Below are 16,622 nucleotides of genomic sequence, written 5' to 3'. Positions count from 1 at the left end.
ATGGATGGTTCTTCGGCGTATTCATTTTTACCGGATGTGCGCATGCATGACGCTGACTGGCCTGTTCGGGCTGGTTCGGGCGGCCGCGCACACTCGATCGAGTCATCAAAGGCAGATCCCCTCCGTCACCCGAAGGTGAGCGGAGCTGTTGTGCTGTCCGTCTTAAGCCCGAAATCTCATGAGTTGGAGAAGTCAGAGTGAATCCGATGTCTGTGTCCAAGCTGTCGCTGGTCTTGGTGGTCGCTGCGTTGGTCGGGGCCTGCGCGACCAAGCCTGCTCCCGATTTTGGTGGGCGTTGGAAGCCGGTTAACCGCTTTGCCGAAACTCCCATGGAGTTGCCTTTGCATGCTTCTTATGTTTACCAAGCCACTCCGATGGATGGAACGTTGAAAACCATGCTGGAGCGCTGGGTTAAAGATTCCAATATGACGCTCGCTTACAATATAACCTCTGATTACACTTTGTATTCTGCTGTCTCCAAAATTGATACTGTTAGTATCAAACAAGCAGTTGAGGAACTCAGTGCGGTTTATGCTGCGCAAGGTGTATACGTGTCTGTGGTTGGAAATCAAATTGTCGTTCAGCCTGCTACGCCTCAAGCGGCAGGCTAGATTGATATGGGCCTATGAGCTGCGCATTTTCTGTGCAGATTTGACATTGTGAAATCAAGGTATAAGCGGATTAATCATGTTCCGTAAGAAAGACTCTAGCAGTCAGAATGTTGATCAAGTCGTGGCGAAAGCGGTCAACTATGAGCTGACGATTGCGGACCTTGCGCAACGCAGTCAGCGTCGCGCCTGGATGGTCGCTACGGCCTCTCTAATGATGTCATTGCTCTTGGCCGGTGGTTATTATTATATGCTGCCTTTGAAGGAGAAGGTTCCGTACCTGGTAATGGCTGATGCCTCCAGCGGAACTGCAACCGTTGCTCGACTTCAAGGTGATTTTTATAATCAGCAAATAACATCTAGTGAAGCCATAAACCGTAGTAATGTTGCGCAGTATGTGACTGCTCGTGAATCTTATGACTCGGAGATAATGACGCTGCGGGATTGGAATTTGGTTTTTATTATGTCCACTGCCTCTGTGGGTGCTGGGCACAAGCAATTGTATATGGAAAACAATCCGGATAATCCTTTTCTGAAGTATGGAAAAAGTAAAGCTATCAGGGTTAAAATTCTAAGTATAACCCCCCTGGGGCAGCGTCCATCTGGCGGATTCCGTGGTGCTGCTGTCAGAATTCAGCGCACGTTGTATGAAAAAACGACCGGTACGTCATCATTCATTGATAATAAGTTGATTACGTTGGCGTTTGATTATAACGATAACCTGAAATTGGATGAGCAGGATAGGCTGCAGAATCCGTTGGGTTTTCAAGTGACCGAATACCGCGTGGATAATGATTATGACAAAGCTGTCCCCGATGTAGGAGCGCCGGTCGCAAGTAGTACGACACAACCCTCGCCGCCACAGCAGCAAGGAACTGCGGTTCCCCAAAGTGTTGATCAAGCGTCCGTGCCCGCGATTGGTGTGGCGGTTCCTGCAGCGACTGAGACTGCTTCTGGGACAGCTGAGGGAATTTCTATTGGAAATGATGGAGCAAAAGGTCAATGATGCTCAGGCATAGATGGAAGGTGTGGTTATTGGCCGTACTTACATCGGTCTACATGATCGGTAACGTAAGTGCTCAGGCCGTTGACTATTACGATTACAAGGCTGACCAAATCTATCAGATTCGTGCCGGGCTGGGCATAACTACCCAGATCGAGTTGAATCCAAATGAAAAAATTCTAGATTATAGTACTGGCTTTAGTAGCGGTTGGGAATTGACGCGTAGGGATAATGTTTTTTATCTAAAGCCAAAAAATATTGACGTGGATACCAATATGATGGTGCGGACAGAAACGCACTCTTATATTTTCGAGCTAAAGGTCGTTGCCACTGACTGGCGCGAGCTCGAGCAGGCGCGCCGTGCCGGAGTTCAATACAAGGTGGTTTTCAACTATCCCAGCGACTCGCAATTTACCGCAGCCCAGGATACTGCCAAGGATGAGAACAAGCCGCTGCTCAATACCGAACTATCCAAAGATAGGCAGTATTATTTTGACTATTCGTATTCAACGAGAAGTCGTCTTGCTTGGCTAGTTCCTGTAAGTGTCTACGATGATGGTCGGTTCACTTATTTAAAACTTACAGACTCAAATGCATTTCAGACGGGCAATTTTCCAGCTGTCTTTGGTCGTGAAAAAGAACACGGTGAAGATTTCGTTGTGAACACTACCGTGGAAGGAAATATGTTAGTGATCCATGGCACTTATCCTTATTTGATTATCAGGCATGGAAGCAATGTCGTTGGCCTCCGGAGGAACGTGAAAAAATGAGCCAGAATAATCCTCCTGACAATAACGACGGTCACCTTGATGGCAGAGATAACGATCGGTCTCAGGCGACAAATAACGGGCAAGATACGAACAACCCATATTTCGCGCGCACGCAGGCGCAGCCATTGCCAGATCTGGATGCCTCGGCACCTGAACTGCGTTCTGTCGAAGATCAGCGTTTAAACAGGAAGGCTTTGTTTTTCCTGGGTGCAATTGTTCTCGTTTTGCTTGTGCTCGCCTTCTTTCTTTATAAAAGCGCGACGAGCCGCAATGTCGCAGATGCAAGGAAGGAGCCTACGACTGCTGTCACAGCACCAAGTTTGCCAAAAATGGCAACCACTTCTGCTCCGGTCGACGTTCAACCGGACGTCCCTCCCATTTCACTTGCACCGCCGCCCCTTCCCTCAGCGGAAACGCCGGACTATCCTCAGCCGGTTTATCCAGCAAGCAACCGTCCGGCGGGACCTACCTTGGCTGAGCGTCGCATGGCCTCCGCCGGAGGCGCTAACGAATCTGGCGGCAGTGGCCCGACGAGCGCTGAAGAATATTCCAACTCAATATTGGCTGGACTTAATCCTGCTAGCGAGGGCGGGGTCGCGGGCGCGGAGGGTGGTAGCGAGGCAGATAAGCAAAAAGTCTCGAACGCTCAGTTTATTCGACATCCAGATGCGTTGCTTGTGCGTGGTACTTATTTGCGGTGCATTCTTGAAACTCGGGTAATTACAGATATCCCAGGGTTCACATCATGTCTTATTACCGAGCCTGTTTATTCCATTAACGGACGGACGTTGTTGTTGCCCAAAGGGTCAAAGATTTACGGAAGCTACAGCGGCGGTCCCACAGGCCAGCGTGTTTCTGTGATTTGGGACCGTATTACAACGCCGACAGGTATCGACGTCTCTATGGCAAGTCCCGGCATTGATAGCTTGGGCGGCGCGGGGCATCCTGGTCAGTATGACGCACATTGGGGCCAGCGTTTGTCGTCGGCATTAATGATCAGCTTGCTAGCCGACGCCTTCAAGTATGCGGCAGCCGAATACGGCCCTGAACAAACAACAGTCTCACAGACTGGTGTAGAAGTTCAGTCCCCTTATGAGAGTGCAACCGCTCGGACAATGGAACGTCTTGCGAATGACGCAGCAACGGAGAGCATGAGGCGACCAGCAACTGTCACTATTAATCAAGGTTCGCTGGTTAATGTGTATGTTGCAAAGGACGTCGATTTCACTAACGTACTGCCAAGAAGGTAACGAGAGCACACGTGGACGTAGAAGTTTCTCCCGTCTCAAAGGCATCCAGCGAGTTCCTTGAATACCAGTACAGTGTGCTCGGTATTCGGGAATACATGCTCTCGTCCGAAGTAACGGAGATATGTATAAATCGTCCTGGAGAGGTGTATCTAGAGACGCGTAGCGGTTGGGAGAAGGTCGAGGTGCCAGGGCTGACGTTCGAACGTGCTCGCCAATTCTGTACAGCAGTCGTCAATGAAAGTAACACGGGTCAGCGTATTACTGACGCTGATCCGGTTGTTTCACTGACTTTTCCAACAGGTCAACGGGCTCAGTTTGTTATTCCCCCTGCCTGCGATTCCGGTAAAGTCTCTATTACAATCCGTTTGCCCTCTAAGCATACGAAGACGCTTTCTCAATATCAGGAAGATGGATTTTTTGATCAGATCCTGGAGCACAGCGGAGAAGTAAGCGAGCACGACAAAGAACTTCTGATGCTACGCCAATGTCGGCAATATGCTGAGTTCTTCAGGCAAGCAGTACTGTACAAAAAAAATATCGTTGTTTCTGGTGCGACTGGTAGCGGCAAGACTACGTTCATGAAGTCGTTAGTCAACCATATCCCCGGTAGTGAGCGTCTTGTCACGATCGAAGATGCGCGGGAGCTGTTTATCTCGCAGCCTAATGTGGTTCATCTGCTCTATTCTAAAGGTGGGCAGAGCGCCAGCAACGTGACAGCCAAGAGCTGTATGGAGGCTTGCCTACGTATGAAGCCGGATAGAATTATCTTGGCAGAGCTACGGGGAGATGAAGCATTTTATTTTATACGAAACTGTGCGTCTGGACATCCTGGTTCCATTACTAGCTGCCATGCAGGCAGCCCGGAGCAGACGTGGGACCAATTGGCTTTAATGGTGAAGGCATCGGTTGAGGGTTCTGGCTTAGAGTTCAATGTGATTAAACGATTGTTGATGATGACAATCGATATAATCGTTCATATCAAGGCGCACGAAGGTCGGCGGTATATCACAGGTATCGACTTCAACCCAGAAAGGAGCTTTCAGTCATGATAAGAAAGGACGGAATGCTTTTTTTATCCTTGAATGAGGGCACCTCGGTCATCTGTGCGTATACACGTTTGTTTGGCACCAAGTGTGAGACAGAGAGGAGGGCGTATCGTGCTCCCTGGAATTGAAATCATGGCATGTGGAGAGATGGCCGCTCCGCTTTCTGTAATGCAGCATGTTGTCCAAGTAGAGTCTTCGCACAACCCCTATGCCATCGGCGTCGTAGGTGGACGGCTCGTACGGCAGCCGATGAATTTGAGCGAAGCGCTTTCGACGGTCCAGATGCTTCAGGAAAAGGGCTATAACTTTTCTCTTGGGCTTGCTCAAGTAAATCGTTACAACTTGTCGAAATACGGTCTGCAGTCTTACGAGCAGGCATTTCAACAATGCCCGAACTTGAAGGCAGGATCAGCTATTCTCTCTGAGTGCTATCAACGCTCCGGGAAAGATTGGGGCAAGGCGCTTAGTTGCTACTATTCAGGAAATTTTGTGACCGGCTTTCGACATGGATACGTACAAAAGGTGTTCGATTCCATGGCAAGGGCTACCGCTCAAGCGGGCGTCGCTCCTATTCCGTTGGCGAATCAGATTCCAGTGCAGCTGAGGCAACCAGTCAAGCCGGCCAAAGCATTGCTCAAGTCATTGCCGGATCGCGTGTTGTCGCGTGTAGTGGACGACCGTTTGCATGCCGCAACCGCTATGCCGCCAGCTGATCCTGCTCAGGTCTTCCCTCAGAATTTGGCTGTCGAGAGCAGCGGGTCCGTGCGTTCAAGCCAAGGGGATCCCTTGGGCTCTTCTTCCTCAGTGCAGCGAAGTCCTGAGGCTTCCGCGCAATCGCTTGGGATCAGAACGATTAGCTCTCCAAAATCGTCTAGTGCCTCTCAAGCATCTACGGGCCTTTCGAGCGATGGAGAGGTTGCCGTGTTGATGAGTTCACGAGTACCGGTGATACTAGGTTCCCCTTCAAAGCAAGCTGCCGCAGACCACCCAGTTCCTTCACCTGTCTCTTCACAGCAGCCAGTTGTGAAAACAGGGGACGCGGCATTCGTTTTCTAGCCTCCGGCACGGCCGATCCGGTAGGTGCATCATCATGTTGGGCCTTAACAAGGAGATTCACAATGAAGCATGCCAAATTTGTTTCCCCCGAAACCCAGCAGACAGCCAAGACGGTCGTCAAGTCTGCGATATTTGTGGCGGCGTTGACTGCATCGTCCGCTTTTGCGCAGAATTTTGGTGGCACTGATACGAAGACCTGTGAGTTTTTCACCAGTATTACTGGCCTGCTCAATATCGCTTCGATCGCAGTGGTGACCATCGCGGTAATTTTTGCCGGTTATCAAATCGCATTTGCACATAAGCGTATAGGCGATGTGGCTCCTATTTTGATTGGTGGCGTTTTGATCGGTGCTGCTGGCCAGATTGCTCGTATGCTGTTGGGTACTGGAGCTGGTGGCACCTGCGGAGCAGTTAACGCCTTCGTCACTCACAGCCTTCCCTTCCTGGCGGCTTAACGTGAAGAAAAACGTCGTCTTCCGCGGCTGCACCAGGCCTGCCATGTTCTTGGGCGTGCCCTATGTTCCGTTTTTCATAGGTGCAGGCGGGACGTTAGTTTTTTCCATGTATACGAATTTTTTATATCTTTTTCTCATTCCGGTGATTATCTTCATAATGCGTCAGATGGCTCGACGCGACGAGATGATTTTTCGCTTATTGGGATTGCGTTGGCAGTTCAAGTTAAGAGTTAGAAACGTTCGTTCCAATGCAGGAAAGTGGGTTTTTACACCCAATAGTTATCGGAAAAGTCCGCCTCCATGAAATTGGCAGGCTTTTGATAGTTTAGGGGTCGGCGTCGTCAGACGCCGGCTTCCTTGCATTTTCAGTGTTACCCACAGGGGCTAGGCCAAGCAGATGTTCAACCCGGACACCTCCATAAGCGAATTTATTCCCTTTTCGTCGCATGTCTCGGCCAACGTGGTCAAGACAACAGGGGGCGACTATCTGTTGACTTGGCACTTAGAAGGTTTGCCGTTTGTCGGTCGCGATGAATGGGAGCTGGAGCATCGGCACAACACATTTAACAGATTGCTGCAGACCCTGCGTGCGCCAGATTTCGTGAACGTTGCCTTTTGGGTGCATGACGTGCGACGTAGAAGGAAGCTGACGCAGAAAGGTAGTTACAGCAACCTGTTCAATCAGCAGCTGTCGGACAAGTATTTCGATATGCTGTCGTCGCAGAAGCTCATGCAAAATGAACTTTATCTGACGATGCTGTACCGTCCAATGGTGAGCGGTAAGCGTTTCGCGGAAAAATCTACGGACATCAAACGCTTGCAGGCTTCGCAGGAGCAGGCTGTTGCAAAATTGATGGAACTCGCCGGCAATGTCGAAGCGGTTATTCGAGATTATGCCCCTTACCGGCTTGGCATCTATGAGGCCAAAAACGGCATTGTCTTTTCCGAAACATTGGAGTTCTTTGCTTACCTTGTAAATCGAATCGATGAGCCTGTGCCGGTTCTAACTGCACCTGTCAACGAGTATCTGCCTGTCAGCCGACATATGTTTTCAGCAAAAAGCGGAGACTATGTGATCAATACTCCCAATGGAGTGAATCACTTTGGCGCGCTTCTGAACGTAAAAGAGTATGCTGAAGGCACATATCCGGGTATTTTAAATGGTCTGAAATATCTTGACTTCGAGTATGTAATTACCCATTCCTTCAGTCCTATTGGGCGTCAGGATGCTTTGCGCGTACTGGACCGTACGAAGGGCATGATGATTTCTTCTGGGGACAAGGCGGTCAGCCAGATCATAGAGTTAGATATGGCGATGGACCAGATCGCATCAGGCAATTTTGTGCTTGGCGAATACCACTTTACGATGGCCGTTTATGCGGACAGCCAAGACATACTGACACAGAATATTGCTGCCACCCGCGCCGAGCTGTCGAATGGAGGATTTGTTTCCGCCAAGGAGGATCTTGCGGTTGCATCCTCATTCTACTCGCAGCTGCCGGGCAACTGGCGTTATCGCACGCGGATTGCCAATGTCAGCTCGCTGAATTTTCTTGGCTTATCACCGCTCCATAATTTTGCCAGTGGTAAGCGTAGCAATAATCCCTGGGGTGATTGCGTCACCACCCTGCAGACCACGAATGGTCAGCCGTACTTCTTCAATTTTCATGCTACTCATCCTAGTGAAAACTCGCTTGGAGAGAAGGCAATTGCCAACACGATGGTAATTGGTAAGTCCGGTACCGGCAAGACCGCGCTCATCAACTTCTTGTTGAGCCAAGTTCAGAAATACGAGCCTTCGCCGACGATCTTTTTCTTTGATAAGGATCGTGGTGCCGAGATCTTTGTGCGTGCATGTGGCGGGAATTATCTGGCACTTGATAACGGTATGCCCACCGGGTTCAACCCGTTTCAATGCGAAAGAAACGAAGGCAATGTCCAATTCCTTGCCGACTTGATCAAGGTGCTGGCTGGCAAGCGCGAATACAGCTCGCGTGAGGAAGAGGATATCTTCCGAGCGGTAGAGAACATGCTTGACACGCCGATGCATCTGCGCAGCATGACGAATTTTCAAAAGAGTTTGCCCAATATGGGTGATGATGGTCTATTCGCGCGTATGCGCCGCTGGACTTCCGGAAATTCTCTAGGTTGGGTGTTCGACAATCCAGTCGACACCATCGATCTGTCGCGTGCGAACATCATCGGTTTTGATTATACGGACGTCATCGACAATCCTGAAGTCCGTGTGCCGGTCATCAATTACCTGCTTCATAAGTTGGAAACGCTGATCGATGGTCGTCCTCTGATCTACGTGATGGACGAGTTCTGGAAGATCCTTGATGGCGGCGGCGGCTTGAAGGAATTCGCAAAAAACAAACAGAAAACTATTCGTAAACAGAACGGCCTAGGTATTTTTGCAACACAAAGCCCGGAAGATGCGCTGAAAAGCGACATTTCGGCGGCCCTGATCGAGCAGACTGCGACGTTGATCCTTCTGCCCAATCCGAATGCGGATCGCGAAGATTATATCAACGGACTCAAGCTCAGCGAAGCGGAGTATCAAGTCGTGATTGGATTGGATGAGCGTTCTCGCTGTTTCTTGGTTAAGCAGGGGCACGCTTCCAGTGTCTGTCAGCTCAACCTGCGCGGAATGGACGATGCATTAGCGGTGATTTCAGCGTCTACCGACAACATCGAGATCATGCATGCTTCGGTCAATGATGCTGCCTCCCGATTGCATGTATCCGCGAACGACGTGCCGCCCGAAGAGTGGCTGCCGGCGTTTTATGAAAATAGAAAGGGTTCTGGTAAAGGAAAGGCAGTAGTTTAGAAACATAACCGGTCGTTTGAAACCAGATTCTGTCGCTGTTGTCGTAAATATGAATGATAGGAGAATGTCCATGAGTCGTCAGTTGAAAGTTGGATTTCCAAAACTAAAGGCCCGGATTTTGGCGATTTCCTTGTATGCCAGTCTTGGCTTGACGTTGGTGCCGATCAATGCTGGAGCTAGTGGCGTTCCCGTTATAGACGTGGCTGCGATTGGAGAGTCCATCAAGAATATGCTTGCCACCGTAAAGCAGTGGGGGGTGGAGTACAGCCAATACACTGCACAATTTGAACTGCTTCAGAAAAACCTAGTTCAGTTGCAGTCTATGATCAATACGTTCGGACTGCCAAGTGGGGTCAAACTTGAGCCGGTGTCGCCTAATTTTGGATTCGAGCGCTGCGGCGGTGGTATTAGCTTTAGCATGTCGTCCATCACAAGCATGCTGAGTAGTTCTACTGGGTTTGCGAATAATAATCCGCGTGAGCAACAAAAGCAGCTTTGCGTGGCTATTCAGTATATGAAAAATCAACGCTACAACTACGTCGTTGGTTTTCTAGCTGAAACTATGCCGACCATGGATCAGAGCTTGAACAAGCTAATGTCCCTGCGCAATTTCAGTGTGAATCCAGGTGATCTTAATGCTTCTATGTATTCTCTAAATGATACAAATACGCGCATGACCAAGACTTTTGAGCAAGTGAATAATCAAGTCAAGGGCTATGACACATATATCGCTGCGTTGGAAGATAACCAGCGCGCACTTACGCAGGATATGTTGCGTGGGAAGCAGAATATATTGGGTACTGTGGTGAAAACTGCTGCTCTTGCTGAAGCGCTTGGAGACTAGTGAGCGGAGTTTTCAGGATATTCATCGTTGCCCGAACCGTTGATTGAGGTGTTGTAATGGCAAATGGAATTTCAAATTTTGGGCAATGGATGAATAATCTGAGTGTGCAGGCACTCAGTCCTTATCCGGGTGTCTCGTCGGTCGGTGACTTCGTCTTCTATCGCCAGATCATGAGTTATCTGACGAATAGAATCTCCGACTTTGAAGCAGGTCTTCTGGGACGTTTTACGCTCTGGGTTTCGGGCGTTGCAATGATCGTGTTGACGATCTGGGTGATGATCCAGGGCTTTAACATGATCACAGGTCGTAGTCGGGAGTCGATGGCCGCATTCATCGTGACGATGTGTAAGAGCGCATTGATTGTCACTATTGCGGCTTCGATCGGGATGTCTAGTCCTTTCATCCAGAAGTTCGTCAACGACGATGTCAAGAAGGAGATCGCCTACGCGATCACGGGCGAGAACAAGACGCCGGAAGATCAGGTAGACGAAAGCCTGGGATGGATGCAGGTCGCTCTATCCAGCATCGACGTCCTCGACGTTGTGCAAGATCCTACACTGGATTCGCAGAAATCCCGTGCGATGTGGATGGTTGGCATTGGGACTGGCGGCCCGGCTGTTGTGGCTGGTTCCATGATGCTCCTCTACCGCATCGCGATGGCGCTGTTCGTTGGCTTTGGGCCATTGTTCATTCTTTGTCTGCTATTTGAACAAACGAAATCATTATTCCAACGGTGGCTCTTCTATGGAATTGGAACCTTCTTCTCCATGTCCGTGCTGGCAGTCATGACATCCATTGCTTTGGACATGGTCACGAAAGTGTCTCTAGCCTTTTGGGGATCTTCGCTGCTGGGCACCGTGTTGGGTCAGGATTTTACATCAGGTATCAGTAGCCAAGCACTGCAGCAAGGCGGCATGGGCTTGATTTTGACGACACTAATCTTGACTGCACCTCCAATGGCTGCGATGTTCTTCCAGGGCACGCTTGGTGCATTTACGCCATATGCGGCAATGGGGGCTGCGACTGGGGCTTCTGGTGCTGCGAGCCGTCCGGGTCCGCAGGGGCAGCCGCCTGGATCTTATGGCTACTCTCCGCCTACACCAGTTGATGCGGGTAGAGAGAATGTTGGTGATTCCCGAGTTAATCTTCCAAGGTTTAGTGGTACTCCCTCCGGCGAGCTGCTCGCAGGGGCAAAGGGCGCGCACAAAGACCGAGGGATTGCATAAAATCGGCATCTGTATGGCTGGGTACGTTTAACTGGAAATAATTATGAAAAATTTAGTTGTTTCAATTCTAATTATTTTTTTTTGTAATGTCGTTGTTTTTGATGCCTCTGCACAGACTGCCTGTCCAATTGGTACAGCTGCAGGCTCAGCTATGTGTGGTCCATCGCCAAGCTCGGCTGGGGGCTCCGCTGAGGAACTCCCACGGCCTCGCGCTGTCCCGAACGGCGAATGGGAGTCACGATGGGGGTCGATATCAATCGACGGCAACACAGGTAGCGTCGGTACCTCTAGTGACTTGGCTAGTAAGTCAGAAGCGGTGTCGCGTGCTAAAAATGATTGTGAGTCTGATGGTTCTAACGACTGCAAGGTGATTACGACTTATAGCAATCAGTGTGTTGCGTTGGCGTGGCCGTCGGAGAGGAATAAAAAATTTGCTACCGGCCTGAGTAACGAGAAAAATGTCGCTATACAGAGGTCAGTGACGAATTGCGAAAAATATGGCGGGGAGTGCAGGGGGGTTTATTCGTCGTGCAGCCTTCCGGTTTTTCATAGATACTAGGCGTATGATGTTGTCTGTTTGGGGAGCACTTAACCTTTTGGATGGAAAAATCTATTCCAACGGTGGCTCTTCTATGGAATTGGAACCTTCTTCTCCATGTCCGTGCTGGCAGTCATGACTTCCATTGCTTTGGATATGGTCACGAAAGTGACCCTAGCCTTTTGGGGATCTTCGCTGCTGTGCTCCGTGTTGGGTTAGGGTTTTACATCAGTATCAGTAGCCAAGCGCTGCAGCAGGCGGAATGGGCTTGATTTTGACGACACTAATCCTGACTGCACCTCCAATGGCTGCGATGCCCTTCCAGGGCACGCTTGGTGCATTTACGCCATATGCGGCAATGGGGGCGGCGACTGGTGCAGCTAGCCGTCCCGGGCCGCAGGGACAACCGCCAGGATCTTATGCACCACAGACCTATTCACCTCCCCAAATTGCTAGAGATGCTAACTCTGATGTTGTCGTGGGAACCGCCTCACCCACGAGGGTGACACGCGGAGCAGTTGATGGCCCTCAGCAGTCGGAAGGGAAATTTGCTAATGCTCCTTTACCTGAGCGACCTGGAGGCAGGAATGCATAACTCAATTTCCGCGAGACCTGCACTTTCTTGCGCTGCGCTATTTTTAATTTTGCCGATCACTGCAGCATTTGGCCAAACCGCCTGTCCGATTGGCACTGCGGCTGGTAGTGCGATGTGTGGTCCTGGGCCTTCAGAGAGTCAGGGCTCTGGCTCTGACAGATATATAACGACTCCTGCACCCAGGCCTAATGGTGAATGGCTAAAAACTTGGGGCGCGGTTGCACAGTCTCCTAATGGAGATACCGGTCTAAGTGCTGGCTTTCTTTCCAAAGTAGATGCCTCTACAGATGCACTATCTAAATGCGCTACTTGGGGTGCAGCTGATTGTCGTGTAATAGTAACGTATAGAAATCAATGTGTTGCTTCTGTTAACCCAGTTGATGGTGGTGCAGGAGGTGCTATCGCTAATGCTTCCTCTGTGGATAATGCAATAAAGATAGCCGGTAAAAGTTGCGAAAAGTCTGGTAGGGTTTGCAAAGTAACATTCTCAGAGTGCTCAGAGCCTAAATTTAGGAGTTTTTAATCTGAGGAAATGATGAGCTTTTAGTTTGTGTGGGTGTAGCGGGTTCAGGCGCTATATGTCAAATGATTTATCCTGCCTGTTCTAATTCTTTCGTAGAAGAATGCTAATCATCTGCTTTAATTTTTTTTGGAATTTCGTGTTATGTCTATCAAGGAGGTTTGAAAATGAGCGCTTTGAAGTCTTTGATTTGGGTGCTTTGGGTTGTCGCTTCACCAGTCTATGCAGGGGACTCCTGCACTACATTGATGTGCATGTCTGGAAAACTAGCGGGCGTAAGCACAGGTAAAAGTTGCGCCGAGCCTATGGCGGATTATTTTAAAATCGTCCGTTTTGATCGTCATGGTTACAGTGAAAGAAAAACCAAGAATGCTCGTCAATCATATCTAGACTCTTGCAGCTCCGAGACTAGCGGTGAAGGTAAACGAATCAACGAAAAATTTGGTACTATGCGCTTGGGTTTTTAAAAAGCTTCTATTTAGGCTTTGTTTCAAAAATTGGAAGCTTGCCGCGCAATAGTTTTTAAGAGTATATCGATTGTTACGATTGCGGCTTCGATCGGAATGTCGGGTCCCTATCCGATCACGGCCGAAAACAAGACGCCGGAAGATGAGGTAGACGAAAGCCTGGGATGGATGCAGGTCGCTCTATCTAGCATCGACGTCCTCGACGTTGTACAAGATCCTACACTGGATTCGCAGAAATCCCGTGCGATGTGGATGGTTGGCATTGGGACTGGCGGCCCGGCCGTTGTGGCTGGTTCCATGATGCTCCTCTACCGCATCGCGATGGCGCTGTTCGTCGGTTTTGGGCCATTGTTCATTCTTTGTCTGCTATTTGAACAAACGAAATCATTATTCCAACGGTGGCTCTTCTATGGAATTGGAACCTTCTTCTCCATGTCCGTGCTGGCAGTCATGACATCCATTGCTTTGGACATGGTCACGAAAGTGTCCCTAGCCTTTTGGAGGTCTTCGCTGCTGTGCTCCGTGTCGGGTCAGGATTTTACATCAGGTATCAGTAGCCAATCGCTGCAGCAAGGCGGAATGGGCTTGATGTTGACGACGCTAATCCTGACTGCACCTCCTATGGCTCCGATGTTCTTCCAGGGCACGCTTGGTGCATTTGCACCATATGCGGCAATGGGGGCGGCGAATGGGGCTTCGGGTGCTGCGCCGTCCGGGCCTGCATGGGTATTCGCCTGGACTTATGGCTACTTTCCGCCTATGCCAGTTGATGCGGCTAGAGAGAATGTTAGCGGCTCCCGAGTTAATCTTCCAAGTTTTTTAGTGGTATTCCCTCCTGCGAGCTGCTCGCAGGCGTAAAGGGTGCGCACAAGATCGAGGGATTGCATAAAATCTGTATATGGATGGCTGGGCACGTTTAACTGGAAATAATTATGAAAAATCTAGTTACTTCAATTCTAATTATTTTTATTGGTAATATGGTTGTTCTTGATGCTTCTGCACAGACTGCCTGTCCAATCGGTACGGCCGCGGGCTCAGCTATGTGTGGTCCGTCGCCCAGCTCGGCTGGGGGCTCCGCTGACGAACTCCCACGGCCGCGCGCTGTCCCGAACGGCGAATGGGAGTCACGATGGGGGTCGATATCAATCGACGGCAACACAGGTAGCGTCGGTACTTCTAGTGACTTGGCTAGTAAATCAGAAGCGGTGTCGCGTGCCAAAAATGATTGTGAGTCTGATGGTTCTAACGACTGCAAGGTGATTACGACTTATAGCAATCAGTGTATTGCGTTGGCGTGGCCGTCTGAGAGGAATAAGAAATTCGCTACCGGCCTGAGTAACGAAAAAAATGTCGCTATAGAAAGGTCAGTGACGAAGTGCGAAAAATATGGTGGGGAGTGCAGGGGAGTTTATTCGTCATGTAGCCTTCCGGTTTTTCATAAATACTAGACGTACGATGTTGTCTGTTTGGGGAGCGCTTAAATTTTTGGATGGAAAAATCTGTTCCAACGGTGGCTCTTGCATGGATTGGAACCTTCTTCTGCAGATCCTTGCTGGCAGTCATGACATCTATGCTTTGGGCATGGTCACCAAAGTGTCCAAAGCCTTCTGGGGATATTCGCCGCTGGGTTACGTGTTGGTTCAGGATTTTACATCAATTAGCAGTAGCCAAGCGCTGCAGCAAGGCAGCATGGGCTTAATTCTGACGACACTAATCCTGACTGCACCTCCGATGGCTGCGATATTCGTCGAGGACACGCTTGGTGCATTTACACCATATGCGGCAATGGGGCGGCGACTGGAGCCTCTGGTGCTGCGAGCCATCCGAGTCCCAAGGGCAGCCTCCCGGTTCTTGTGGATATATTCCACAAGAACCTTCTGATGTAGGCAGAGAAGAACGTAATATCAACATCGGTATTAATTCTCCGCTTACAAGAGGGCAGCAGACCATGTCGGATATGCTGGTAGGTTCGAAAAATGCTTCCGATTACAGTAATTAGGTTTAATCGGTTTATTAAAATTTGGCGGTGTAAAGTGAAGATAGCCATTGTTGGTTTTAGCATCATTTTATTTTCTGGTGTTTCTGTAAATGGGGCCGTTGCACAGACAGCTTGTCCAATTGGCACTGCGGCTGGCTCTGCAATGTGTGGTCCTACCGAAAGTAGTAGTGGTGGATACAGTAATGAGGTTCCCGCACCTAGGGCGATTCCCACCGGAAAATGGGAGTCGCGATGGGGAGCTATTGCGATCGATGATTCGACTGGTAGCGTTGGAACCTCTTCAGACTTGAAAAGCAAGTCCGACGCAGCTTCTAAAGCGATTAGCACTTGCGCGGTAGAGGATTCAAAGAGATGCAAACTTATAACAACTTATAGCAATCAATGCATTGCCCTGGCGTGGCATTCTATAAAGGGTAAGCCTGCTTCGACGGGGCTTGCTCAGGATGAAAACTACGCTAAAACGCGTGCGGTCAATAATTGCAATGAGAGTGGAGGGGATTGCAAAGCAGTTTATTCTGCGTGCAGTAAGCCTGCCTTTTTCAAGTATTGAAATCTAAAGCCGCTCTATTGTCAGTTCAGATTCGATTTGAAAAGAGGTGGTTTCGCTTATCTCTTTTTAGTGTGCAATTGCACCTTTGATGGTGTTGCTGAAGCTCAGACTGCATGTCCAATAGGACAGCCGCGGGTATTGCAACATGTGGGCCAGCGCCTTCATCTTCTACTGGCTATGCTTCTAGCCAAGAAATTCCTGCTCCTCGTGCTATTCCCCCAGGCCGCTGGATAAAAACATGGTGCGCGATTGCGAGTTCTCCCACTAGTGGTTCAGGTGCATCGATTAGAAAGCTCTCAAAAAAAGAGGCGGAAATAGAAGCCTTGGCGCGTCGTTCCGAAGGTGGCGAGAAGATTGTACTGTCGCTCTTTCTTGCAGGAATCAATGTGTTGCATATGCTTTTCCAGAATCTAGAATAGGGAAAAGCGCTGTCGTCAGCGAAAGATCTGTAGAAATAGCTAGTGCAAAAGCAATATCACTCTGCGGGAAAACACTTCAAAGAGGGAGTTGCAGCATAATTTATTCTGCCTGTTCTGAGCAGATTTTGAGAGATTCTGAAATTTAAATAGGCTGGCTGAGGTTAGGGGCTTGGGTGCCCAGAATAACGGAAGTGAGGTTTTCTATTGAAATAAATCCATGTTGGAGGATGCAGTTAAATTTTTCTACCTTGCGTATTCTCATTAATGGCCATGAATTCTTCAGTTGAGGCTGGTGATGCTTGTGCGATTCTAATGTGTATGTCCGGCAAGTTGGTAGGAGTCAACACTGGTAAAAGTTGCGCTAAGCCGATGGCGGATTACTTTAAAATAGCTCGTCTTGATCGTCACAGTTACAGTGCAGGCAAAACCAAAGAGTGCTTGTCAAT

At 49.4% G+C, this 16,622-nt stretch carries 19 protein-coding genes and 1 pseudogene; all 20 read left to right on the top strand.

Features of this window, described 5'->3' with window-relative positions; translation table 11 throughout:
- Positions 1-206 precede the first annotated feature (206 nt).
- On the top strand, positions 207-611 hold the full coding sequence (locus AC1PLA_RS13330; RefSeq protein WP_104581990.1) for a hypothetical protein: 405 nt from the start codon (positions 207-209) through the stop codon (positions 609-611).
- Positions 612-687: 76 nt separating this feature from the next.
- Positions 688-1,614 (top strand): VirB8 family type IV secretion system protein, encoded by a 927-nt coding sequence (locus AC1PLA_RS13325; protein WP_481104729.1) that lies wholly within the window; start codon positions 688-690, stop codon positions 1,612-1,614.
- Positions 1,611-2,381, top strand: a complete 771-nt coding sequence (locus tag AC1PLA_RS13320) for a TrbG/VirB9 family P-type conjugative transfer protein (RefSeq protein ID WP_039522158.1) — start codon at positions 1,611-1,613, stop codon at positions 2,379-2,381. Before AC1PLA_RS13325 ends, AC1PLA_RS13320 begins: the two co-directional genes overlap by 4 nt.
- Positions 2,378-3,631 (top strand): TraB/TrbI/VirB10 family type IV secretion system protein, encoded by a 1,254-nt coding sequence (locus AC1PLA_RS13315; RefSeq protein ID WP_481104728.1) that lies wholly within the window; start codon positions 2,378-2,380, stop codon positions 3,629-3,631. The genes AC1PLA_RS13320 and AC1PLA_RS13315 overlap by 4 nt, the downstream gene beginning before the upstream one ends.
- Positions 3,632-3,642: 11 nt before the next feature.
- Complete coding sequence (gene virB11, locus AC1PLA_RS13310) at positions 3,643-4,680, top strand: P-type DNA transfer ATPase VirB11 (protein WP_039522154.1); 1,038 nt, start codon at positions 3,643-3,645, stop codon at positions 4,678-4,680.
- Positions 4,681-4,788: 108 nt separating this feature from the next.
- Positions 4,789-5,733, top strand: coding sequence for a lytic transglycosylase domain-containing protein (locus AC1PLA_RS13305; RefSeq protein ID WP_481104727.1), 945 nt, complete (start codon positions 4,789-4,791; stop codon positions 5,731-5,733).
- Between the two features lie 62 nt (positions 5,734-5,795).
- Entirely contained in the window at positions 5,796-6,188 is a 393-nt protein-coding gene (locus AC1PLA_RS13300; RefSeq protein ID WP_481104726.1) for a TrbC/VirB2 family protein, read from the top strand.
- A 1-nt stretch (position 6,189) separates the two neighbouring features.
- On the top strand, positions 6,190-6,492 hold the full coding sequence (locus tag AC1PLA_RS13295) for a VirB3 family type IV secretion system protein (RefSeq protein WP_104581995.1): 303 nt from the start codon (positions 6,190-6,192) through the stop codon (positions 6,490-6,492).
- Positions 6,493-6,585: 93 nt separating this feature from the next.
- Positions 6,586-9,018 carry a VirB4 family type IV secretion/conjugal transfer ATPase gene (locus tag AC1PLA_RS13290; RefSeq protein WP_481104725.1) on the top strand — a complete coding sequence of 811 codons (2,433 nt, stop codon included), beginning with the start codon at positions 6,586-6,588 and terminating at the stop codon, positions 9,016-9,018.
- Positions 9,019-9,088: 70 nt separating this feature from the next.
- Positions 9,089-9,862, top strand: coding sequence for a TrbJ/VirB5 family protein (locus AC1PLA_RS13285; protein WP_146098204.1), 774 nt, complete (start codon positions 9,089-9,091; stop codon positions 9,860-9,862).
- Between the two features lie 56 nt (positions 9,863-9,918).
- The gene (locus AC1PLA_RS13280; RefSeq protein ID WP_481104724.1) at positions 9,919-11,088 is read left to right on the top strand and encodes a TrbL/VirB6 family protein; all 1,170 of its coding nucleotides are present in this window, start codon (positions 9,919-9,921) and stop codon (positions 11,086-11,088) included.
- A gap of 43 nt (positions 11,089-11,131) precedes the next feature.
- The gene (locus AC1PLA_RS13275) at positions 11,132-11,647 is read left to right on the top strand and encodes a DUF4189 domain-containing protein (RefSeq protein WP_481104723.1); all 516 of its coding nucleotides are present in this window, start codon (positions 11,132-11,134) and stop codon (positions 11,645-11,647) included.
- 500 nt (positions 11,648-12,147) lie between these two features.
- A complete protein-coding gene (locus AC1PLA_RS13270) occupies positions 12,148-12,744 on the top strand; it encodes a DUF4189 domain-containing protein (RefSeq protein WP_481104722.1) in 597 nt (198 codons plus the stop codon).
- A gap of 164 nt (positions 12,745-12,908) precedes the next feature.
- Positions 12,909-13,208, top strand: a complete 300-nt coding sequence (locus AC1PLA_RS13265) for an IncN plasmid KikA protein (RefSeq protein ID WP_155274089.1) — start codon at positions 12,909-12,911, stop codon at positions 13,206-13,208.
- A gap of 96 nt (positions 13,209-13,304) precedes the next feature.
- Positions 13,305-14,066: a type IV secretion system protein gene (locus AC1PLA_RS13260; protein ID WP_481104721.1), complete on the top strand. Its 762-nt coding sequence runs from the start codon at positions 13,305-13,307 to the stop codon at positions 14,064-14,066.
- Positions 14,067-14,140: 74 nt separating this feature from the next.
- Positions 14,141-14,656 (top strand): DUF4189 domain-containing protein, encoded by a 516-nt coding sequence (locus tag AC1PLA_RS13255; protein WP_481104720.1) that lies wholly within the window; start codon positions 14,141-14,143, stop codon positions 14,654-14,656.
- A 7-nt stretch (positions 14,657-14,663) separates the two neighbouring features.
- Positions 14,664-15,089 carry a hypothetical protein gene (locus AC1PLA_RS13250; protein ID WP_481104719.1) on the top strand — a complete coding sequence of 142 codons (426 nt, stop codon included), beginning with the start codon at positions 14,664-14,666 and terminating at the stop codon, positions 15,087-15,089.
- A gap of 95 nt (positions 15,090-15,184) precedes the next feature.
- Entirely contained in the window at positions 15,185-15,757 is a 573-nt protein-coding gene (locus tag AC1PLA_RS13245; RefSeq protein WP_481104718.1) for a DUF4189 domain-containing protein, read from the top strand.
- Positions 15,758-15,870: 113 nt separating this feature from the next.
- Entirely contained in the window at positions 15,871-16,176 is a 306-nt protein-coding gene (locus AC1PLA_RS13240; RefSeq protein ID WP_481104717.1) for a hypothetical protein, read from the top strand.
- Positions 16,164-16,322, top strand: a pseudogene (locus AC1PLA_RS13235) (hypothetical protein); the annotation flags it as partial. The gene AC1PLA_RS13240 and the pseudogene AC1PLA_RS13235, both read left to right, overlap by 13 nt.
- Positions 16,323-16,622 lie beyond the last annotated feature (300 nt).

It is taken from the genome of Xanthomonas sp. NCPPB 1826 (assembly GCF_056725285.1).
This window is presented reverse-complemented; position numbering and strand designations above follow the sequence as displayed.